The sequence below is a fragment of the Pirellulales bacterium genome (assembly GCA_019636335.1).
Taxonomy (GTDB): domain Bacteria; phylum Planctomycetota; class Planctomycetia; order Pirellulales; family JAEUIK01; genus JAHBXR01.
The window spans coordinates 151,938-158,570 of the sequence record JAHBXR010000015.1; the positions used below are offsets into that span (position 1 = coordinate 151,938).

6 protein-coding genes are annotated in these 6,633 nt (G+C 65.1%); 2 read left to right on the forward strand and 4 right to left on the reverse strand.

Going from position 1 to position 6,633, the window contains the following annotated elements:
* Positions 1-35: 35 nt before the first annotated feature.
* A complete protein-coding gene (locus KF708_15730; protein ID MBX3414138.1) occupies positions 36-1,088 on the reverse strand; it encodes a M50 family metallopeptidase in 1,053 nt (350 codons plus the stop codon).
* A 174-nt stretch (positions 1,089-1,262) separates the two neighbouring features.
* On the opposite strand from KF708_15730, the gene KF708_15735 reads away from it, so the two are divergent.
* Complete coding sequence (locus KF708_15735) at positions 1,263-1,793, forward strand: NUDIX hydrolase (GenBank protein ID MBX3414139.1); 531 nt, start codon at positions 1,263-1,265, stop codon at positions 1,791-1,793.
* Between the two features lie 124 nt (positions 1,794-1,917).
* Here the strand turns inward: KF708_15735 and KF708_15740 are convergent, their stop codons facing one another.
* The 3 genes from KF708_15740 to KF708_15750 all read right to left on the reverse strand — a co-directional run bounded on the left by KF708_15740 (position 1,918) and on the right by KF708_15750 (position 5,765).
* A complete protein-coding gene (locus KF708_15740) occupies positions 1,918-2,100 on the reverse strand; it encodes a Flp family type IVb pilin (GenBank protein ID MBX3414140.1) in 183 nt (60 codons plus the stop codon).
* A gap of 137 nt (positions 2,101-2,237) precedes the next feature.
* On the reverse strand, positions 2,238-4,592 hold the full coding sequence (locus tag KF708_15745; protein MBX3414141.1) for a protein kinase: 2,355 nt from the start codon (positions 4,590-4,592) through the stop codon (positions 2,238-2,240).
* A 138-nt stretch (positions 4,593-4,730) separates the two neighbouring features.
* Positions 4,731-5,765: a sugar nucleotide-binding protein gene (locus KF708_15750; protein ID MBX3414142.1), complete on the reverse strand. Its 1,035-nt coding sequence runs from the start codon at positions 5,763-5,765 to the stop codon at positions 4,731-4,733.
* Positions 5,766-6,173: 408 nt separating this feature from the next.
* On the opposite strand from KF708_15750, the gene KF708_15755 reads away from it, so the two are divergent.
* Positions 6,174-6,633 (forward strand): hypothetical protein (locus KF708_15755; protein MBX3414143.1); only part of this gene is annotated, 460 nt, incomplete at its 3' end.

Here is a 6,633-nt window from a genome sequence, read left to right on the forward strand (position 1 = left end):
GACGAGGGGGGGACTGGCAGCCCAAAAACCAGCCCCTAGCTGGTCTCGCGATTGCGATACCGGGCACTAACGCGGTCGAGCAGGGCCTTGTCTTCCGGCGAGATGCCGTTGGGCCCCAGTTCGTGCAGCCGCGCGAGGACTTCGTCTACCCGGCGATCCTCTTCTTCTTCCTGCTGACGCTGGCGTTCGAGCTTGGCGATGCGGCGACGCTCGAACCACTGCTTCATGGCGCTGGGGCCACCGCTGCGCGTGGGCTCGAACGAGCGTTCCAGGCTCGTGTACCCCTGCGAGAAGTCGTAGCCGAAGGCGGCATCCTCGCGGTCCCCCTCGCGCAGACGGTCGGCGTCTTGCTGGGCGCTGAAAAAGAGAAACACCCCCAAAAGCGACATGGGAACCCAGGCGTGTTCGAACGCGACGCCCGATTCCTCGGGCCGCGTGCTGATAAACCACCCAGCCAGGCAGAGCACTACACCGGTAATACGAGCCGCCCAGGCGACCTGCATGGCGGCGTGGCGATAGCCCACGAAAGGCCACAACGCCGAGCGCATCACGCGCCCCCCGTCGAGCGGCGTGGCTGGCAAAAGCAGATTCACCAGGAACAACATCCAGTTGATCCAGAAGGCCAGGCCGGCCGTCAGTTGCCAGGTGATGGCGCCGTCGGCCGACACCGGCGGACGCAACGGATCGAAGCTCAGCACGCCCCCCGTCTCGACCGCGGCGCCCCCCCAGATGACCAGGGGGGGGAGGATCAAGACGCAGGCAAAGAGATTGGCCAGCGGCCCGGCAAACGAGGTCACCAACTCGGCCCGCGGCTCGTGGGGCACGGTAGCCTGCGTCAGCCCGCCGAAGGGCCACAAGACGATCTGCTCGACGCGCCCCCCCATGCGCACCGCCGCCACGCTGTGCCCCAGTTCGTGCAGCAGCACGCTGGCAAACAGGAGCCCGATGACGATCGCCCCGAACGCGGGCGAAAAGTCGAACTGCGGATTGAGCGCTAAAACCGCAAAGACCAGAAAGAAGAAGTGGATCCGGACTGGCACGCCGGCCCAGCGTCCGAGCGAAACATTCCATCCAAGCAGATCGCGCATGGCCTAAAGAGACCGCGAGAAGGAGTGTACCGCCGCCAACGGTGAGATTGCCGCACGACGCGCCGGAGGGGTTCCCTCGCGCCGCGGGCTTTCCAAGGCGGCCGTAGGAGCAAGTCTCCGATAAGCTGTATTCTAGCGTCGCCCGAAAATCGAGGCAATCGACGGAGAGTCGCCATGCAAGTACCACCCCCCGAACTCCTGCTGCAAGCACAACGCTTTCGCGTCGAACGCCATGCTGGCATCAGCCCCACCGGCAAATTGCACGTCCGTGAAACGGTGCGGCATCCCGGCGCCGTGACGATCGTGCCCCTGTTCGACGACGGTCGGATTTGCCTGATCCGCAATTTCCGGCTTTCGGTCGGCACGACGCTCGTCGAGCTGCCCGCCGGAACGCTCGAGCCGGGGGAGCCGCCGCTCGAAACGGCGCACCGCGAACTGCGGGAGGAAACCGGCTATCGCGCCAACTCGATCGAGGCCGTCGGCGAATTCTGGATGTCTCCCGGCATCCTCGACGAACGGATGTACCTCTACGTCGCCCGCGGCCTGACGGCGGGCAAAACGCACCTCGACGCCACCGAAGAGATCGAGACCCTCGTCACCGATTGGAACGAGGCGCTCGCCATGATCGATCGTGGCGAGATCCAGGATGCCAAAAGCATCGCCGGGCTGTTACAGGTCGATCGGCTCCTGCGCGCGGGACGCTGACGCGCAAAAAATGAGCGTCGCGTGATGGCGCTTCGCACGGGGCGAAGGCGACGACGCGACGCTCACAGCAGCATCGAATTGTCACAAGCAGCGGAATTGCCCTGGTGCTTTGCTATTCTTCGGCCTATGAGCCGAAGCCCTGTGCGTTCAGGTCGGCTTCAATTCCGCCCCACAGGCCGCCGGTTTGCGAGCCGACGACCCCAATCGAGGCCAGAATCGCCAACAGAATCAGTGCCAACATCACGGCATATTCAACTGCGGTGGCAGCATCTTCGCCTCGCAAGAGGCGGATTAGAAACCATCGCATCGGACCACCTACGCCAGGCTCGAACGCCCGACTTTTGAGAGATGAGAAAAGCGAGGGAACGGCGCGTATCGGAAAGACTCTAACGCAACCCTAGGTCGAAAAGGGGGGGCGGTCAAATCGCGCCGGCAGAGCCCACCCTAGCGCCGCTCGCCCCTGAGATTCGGTAGCGCCAACCCTGCCTCGCGGACCCCTGGTGGATCGGCCGAATGGAGCGGCACCTGCCAGCGAACGATCCGCGACGAGCCCGGGTCCGCCGACGCCGCTCCCGCAAACCCGGCGTCGTTCCGCACCAGGCCGGCCACGTCGAGCTCGGCGTCCGCAAGTGGGATGGCACGCGTGGCCCCCGATCGTAGCCACGCCAGCATCTGAGCCCCCACCCCAAGGACCGATCCCTGACCGGTCCACGAGATGGCCGCCATCAGCGGATCGGGCGCTTCAGGACCCGCGAAGTAAAACACCCCCCCCAACTTCGAGGGAAAGAGCACGCAGTCGGTAGCGTGGACCGTTAATCGACCAGGCAACGGCGGCGCGGACGCCGTATGGCATTCGACGAGCGCCCCTGCCTCGCGCAGCGTCGAGTGATTCATCGAAATCGTGACCGCCTGCTCCACAGAGGGCCAGGCCGGAAGTCGCAACAGGGAGCCCGGGCCCAGGCAAAGCGTGTTCTTCAACTCCAACGAGAGCGATGCCGCCGATCGCTTCTCGATCGCGGCCGTGAGATTCGTGAAGACGCAATCTTCGAACCGCAACACGCCCGTCGGCAGGTCGAGATCCGTGCCCGCGTCGGCGGGCAGCCAGGCGATCGCCGTGGCCAGATGATCGCCACGGAGCGATTGAAACGAGCACTGCACGAAGCTCGTCCGCCAGCACTGCAACGTCAGGGGCGACGCCACGGCCCCCGCTTCACTTCCCGCGTGGCCGTCGATGACAAAGTCGACCCCGGCAAAACGCACATCTTCAACCGCCACGCTCACGCCCGTTGCCGGAATCAAAAGGAGCGGTCGTCGTCCATCGACGCCGCGCACCGTTTGGCCCGGCCGCAGGTCGAGCGCGGCGATTCTCAGCGGTCGATCCGTCGGTAGCAGCAATTCCTTGTCGTTGGCGACGGGCGCGGTGGCCGATGCCGGTACGACGGCGCCGTCATGCGCAGTACCAGACGCGAGCGAAAGCGTCGCCGAGGATGGCGTCGTCGGACGCACATCGAGCGGGGCGAGCGCCGGGGGGTGCGCGAGCTTCTGCAACTTGCCACTCTTTGCGGCCACGTGCGGCGTCGTCACCGCCGTCTTGGCCGAGGTCACCAACGGCCTACCCCAATGCGGCCAGGTCACCACGGCGGCCGTCAACAGGCATCCTGCCAACGCGGCGACGGCGACCGGTGCGTGATCGCTCCAGCGCGTGGCGCCGACCAGCGTGCGCACGCGCACGCGATGCCCCGCGTGGCGTGCCATGCAAGCCGCGACGGAGCCTCGTCCGGTGCGCGTGGGCGGGCCCAGCGAAGTCGCCAGCGCCGCGAACGAATCGGGGCGACGTTGTGGATCGCGCTGCGTGCAGGCCGCGATGGCGACGGCCAACGGTTGCGGCGTGTCGGGCGCAATCCGCGTCACGTCGTCGATCCGCGCCGCATGCGCGGCCTTTACCTTGGCCAGGCCATTGCCTCCGGCCAGGGGCGAACGCCCCGCCAGCAGGTGCCACCAGGCGCAGCCGCAAGCAAAGAGGTCGCTGGCGTTGTTCGGGGGCGTGCCTCGTTCCACGCGCTCGGGCGCGAGACCTTCGTACGCCTCTGGCGCCAGGTCGGTGTGCGCGTAGCCTTCCTCGGGACGGAGGATCGCGCGCAGGCCCGGCAGCATGAGCACCGTGCGTCCCCCCGCGCCCAGCGTGAGTTGCCCGGCGTGTACGTCGGCGTGGCAGACCCCCGCGCGTTCGAGGATCGCCAACTCGGCGACCATCTGTCGCGCCATCTCGAGTACGGCCTCGGGGGGCAGTCGTCCATGTTCGACAAGCCACGCCGCGGCCGTGGGGCCTTCTACCTGGCGACAAGCGACCCAGGCCGTTTCGCCCGTGATACCGCAACGTATCGCGGGGGCGAGATGATCGCTCGCCAATTCTCCCGTGGCGATGACAAGCTTCTCGAGCGCGCGCAGCAACTCTTTGGCGTCGCGGCGCCCCACGGGAAAGACGGCCAATCGCACAACGGCCGAGGTTTCGACCTCGCGGGCAACGTACCACTCCCAGGCTGCCGCCGGAGTGAGTCGCTGGTAGAGCACATAGGGCCCGACGAGAAGTTGTTCGCCACGTCCCGCGTTGATCTCCGCCGCCTGAAAGGGGGTGAGCAATCGCGCCTGCGCCAGGGCGTCGACCCAGACCGACTCGAACAGCGGCAGGTCGCGAGCAAGTCTCGAAACGCGCGCATGCTCGGCGCGCACCTGAGCGGCGGTCGCCAGGTGCAGACGTTCCAATAGCGCAGTTAGTTCCGCGGGAGGCTCGGCGCGCACGCGATCGGTCTCCTCCATGAGGCCGCAAGCAGGCGGAGTGCTATCAGAACGGGCGTAATGTCACAAGGTCAGCCCGACTCGTTTCGATGCTGCCCACGAATCGCACGATCCAAAAAACCTCGCAAATTGCGCAGCTCGCTACGACGCGGCCCGGTTCCGACGCTTCGGATTCCGGTAGAGAATCTCTGCCAGCAGCGCCGGCGAGCCCCCTTCTCCCGCCGGGCGCTCGTAGTGCCACTGGCGATGCGTGGGCGTGAAGCGGTCGTCGAAGGGCCAGGGATCGAAGGGCTCGTAACCCAATGCCTCGCCCAACCGGCTCGAGTCCATCGTCACATCGCCGGCGCGGGGCGGAATGGGACCCGCCTCGAGACGCGGGCAGCCGTGCAACAAGTCGGGATCGTAGCCGCCGACGCGATTGATAACCTGCGCGATCTCGTACAGGCTCAGCCGCCGCGGCCCACCCGCGTGAAACAGTCCCCACAGATCGCGACGCGCCAGCACCGTCTCGAACAACTCGTTCAGACAATCGGTATAGGTCGGCGTGCGGACCTCGTCGAAGTAGAGCGTCGCCGGCCGCGATTTCTTGAAGCGCGACTGAATCCAGTCGATCGCGCCGGCATGCCCGTTGAAGCTGACGCCCATCGGCAGCGAGATGCGCAGCGTCGCCGCCTGCGGTGCGGCATCCGTCACGATGCGCTCTCCCTCGACCATCGTCTTGCCGTAGACGGTCACCGGGTCGGTGAAGTCCGCTTCGACGTGTCCCCCGCCGCGCGTGCCGGAATAGACCAGGTCGATCGACAGATGGACCAGCCGCACGTCGTGCGCCGCGGCGACTTCAACCAGGTTGCGGACCCCTTCGACATTGATCCGCCAGGCCAGCTCGGGATCCAACTCGCACGCCTTCAAAGCGCAGTTGCCCGCGCAGTCGAGCACGGCGGCAAAGCGATGCTCGTCGAAGAGCCGCGAGAGCGTCTCGCGATCCTCGGCATCGCAAGGCACGATCCCTTCGCCCGTCAGCTTCCAATTGTCGCGCTGGCGAATGCCCAAGACTCGCCCCGGATAACGGGCATGGAAATAATGCCAGGCGTTATAGCCCGCCACCCCCGCGATGCCGGTAATCAGCAACGGCAACGGCGGCGGACTACCAGGCAGGGGCGGGTGCATGCGGAGCATTCAGTTAGCAGCGGCCAGCGGAATTCGAGCAGGCGATTCTACCGCGATCGCAGCCCAGCGGGCTACCGCTTAAACGACCACACTCGTCGCACGCCACCCTTGGTCAGGTGCTCCGTACCTGACAGAATTCGACCTAGCAACCAGAACAGATTGTCCAGGTCTACAAGAGAAAGTGCGGGAAACAGGACTTGAACCTGCACGACCGATAAAGGTCACTAGGCCCTCAACTTGGGCTGCCGATTTTACGCAAGTCGTGAAATAGCAACTAAATACGTTGCGGCAACACGACTTAGATTCGCTTCGGACTTAACGACAGTTCTCTCCATTTCGCCCTCATTTCTCTCATTTTCTCACCTGCTAAGGGGAGGAATGAGGGAGACGATTGGCCCTCTAACTTGGAGAGAACGAATGATCGCTAAAGCCGATCCAGCGGCCGAGATTTTTGCCCACGAATGGTGGGTCAAACATGCTTTGCGAGTCTGCCTTCGCAGTCGAGACGTTGACGATCTCGCCCAAGAAATCCTGCTGAAGGCGTGGCAGAGTCGGCATACCTACAACCCGGCCTTCTTTGACGGCTCGGATGGCACGCCGTGCTCGCATCCAATGATCGCTTGGCTGAGCGGCATTGTGCGACATGCGGTCACGGACCACTGGCGAAGTCGGTCCAGCCTCAAGCGTGGCGGCAAGCGGCGGCATGTCAGCACGGTCGAGAGACACGACGGGCCGGAAGAACTGGTCAGCATTCTTGCCGACCGCCGCGAGCCGTTGCCCGTCGCAAATCTGATCGCTGACGAGTCTCGTCAGCAGGCGCACGAGCTAGTCAACAGCCTTTCTGGCCACGTCCGCGAGTTGGTGAAACTCCGATACG

What these genes read in the sequence shown, in the direction of transcription:
- KF708_15735 (MBX3414139.1), top strand. Translation starts at nt 1,263, where the DNA reads ATGCAAGTACCACCCCCCGAACTCCTGCTGCAAGCACAACGCTTTCGC.
- KF708_15750 (MBX3414142.1), bottom strand. Translation starts at nt 5,765, where the DNA reads ATGCTCCGCATGCACCCGCCCCTGCCTGGTAGTCCGCCGCCGTTGCCG.
- KF708_15740 (MBX3414140.1), bottom strand. Translation starts at nt 2,100, where the DNA reads ATGCGATGGTTTCTAATCCGCCTCTTGCGAGGCGAAGATGCTGCCACC.
- KF708_15730 (MBX3414138.1), bottom strand. Translation starts at nt 1,088, where the DNA reads ATGCGCGATCTGCTTGGATGGAATGTTTCGCTCGGACGCTGGGCCGGC.